This is a genomic window from Actinosynnema sp. NPDC050436 (genome assembly GCF_040655415.1).
Lineage (GTDB): Bacteria > Actinomycetota > Actinomycetes > Mycobacteriales > Pseudonocardiaceae > Actinosynnema.
Genome location: NZ_JBFAJV010000039.1, coordinates 1 through 1,462, shown reverse-complemented (window position 1 = coordinate 1,462; position 1,462 = coordinate 1). Strand labels below are relative to the sequence as shown.

Sequence of the window (1,462 nt, the reverse complement as noted above, 5' to 3'; positions counted from 1 at the left end):
TCCCCCCGTTACCTTTTTCGTAGTTCCTGATCGAGGAGCTGTGGTCGCCGGGTCCGGCATGACTGACGCCCCCAGTCGAAGGCATGATCCGGGGGGTGGTGTCACCGGACCCGGTGGCATCGCCGGACCGCTGATAGGGACACGGCCGCCCGCTGGGCAGGTCTCGTCGTAACGTGGGTGCCGGCCGTCGATGCCCGACCGGCGACCACCCGCGATGAACGAACGGCAGGACGGATGACCAGCGGTTACCAGGTGTTCCTCGGCCTGGACGTCGGCAAGGGCGAACACCACGCCGTCGGCCTGGACCCGGCGGGCAGACGGCTTCACGACGCGCCATTGCCCAACAGCGAACCGAAACTGCGGGCCCTGTTCGACAAGCTCGCCGCGCACGGACCGTTGCTGGTGGTGGTCGACCAGCCGGCCACGATCGGCGCGCTGCCGGTCGCGGTGGCCCGCGCGGCCGGCCATCGGGTGGCATACCTGCCCGGCCTGGCCATGCGCCGCATCGCCGACCTCTACCCCGGCCGGGCGAAAACCGACGCCCGGGACGCCTTCGTCATCGCCGACGCCGCCCGCTCGCTGCCGCACACACTGCGCCCGGTCGACCTCGGCGACGACGCCCTGGCCGAACTGGACGTGCTGGTCGGCTTCGACGACGACCTGGCCGGCGAGGCCACCCGCATCGGCAACCGCATCCGCGGCCTGCTCACCGGCGTCCACCCAGCCCTGGAACGCGCGATCGGCCCGCGGATCAGACACCCGGCGGTGCTGGAGATCCTGTCCCGCTGCGGCGGCCCGACCGGCATCGCCAAGGCCGGCCGCCGCAAGCTGACCGCGATCGCCGTCGCCCACGCGCCCCGCATGGGCGACAAACTGGTCACCGCGATCCTCGCCGCGCTGGACGAGCAGACCGTCGTCGTCCCGGGCACCACGGCCGCCGACACCGTGCTGCCACGCCTGGCCGACAGCCTGAAAACCGTTCTTCTGCAACGCAAACAGGTCGCCGCCGAGGTCGAGGGGATACTCGATGCACACCCTCTCGCGGGGGTCCTGACCTCCATGCCCGGCATCGGGGTCAGGACCGCAGCCCGCATCCTGCTCGAAGTCGGCGACGCCTCCGGCTTCGCCAGCTCCGGCCACCTGGCCGCCTACGCCGGCATCGCCCCGGTCACCCGCAGCTCCGGCTCCTCCATCAAGGGCGAACACCCGGCCCGCACCGGCAACCGCAAACTCAAACGAGCGTTCTTCCTCGCCGCGTTCGCTGCCTTGTCCGACCCCACCAGCAGGGCCTACTACCAGCGCAAACGCGACCAAGGGAAGAAACACAACGCCGCTCTGATCTGCCTGGCACGGCGCCGCTGCGACGTCCTGTTCGCCATGCTCCGCAACAAAACCCACTACCGACACCCCGGGACAACTCCTGCCCCGGCTGCGGCTTGACAACCACATAGGGACACCCCCC

Annotated in this window: 1 protein-coding gene; it reads left to right on the top strand. The window is 70.6% G+C overall.

All coding sequences use genetic code 11. The features are described 5' to 3' along the window. Nucleotides 1-234: 234 nt before the first annotated feature. Nucleotides 235-1,440 carry an IS110 family transposase gene (locus AB0I60_RS37460; RefSeq protein ID WP_360739016.1) on the top strand — a complete coding sequence of 402 codons (1,206 nt, stop codon included), beginning with the start codon at nt 235-237 and terminating at the stop codon, nt 1,438-1,440. Nucleotides 1,441-1,462: the final 22 nt, after the last annotated feature.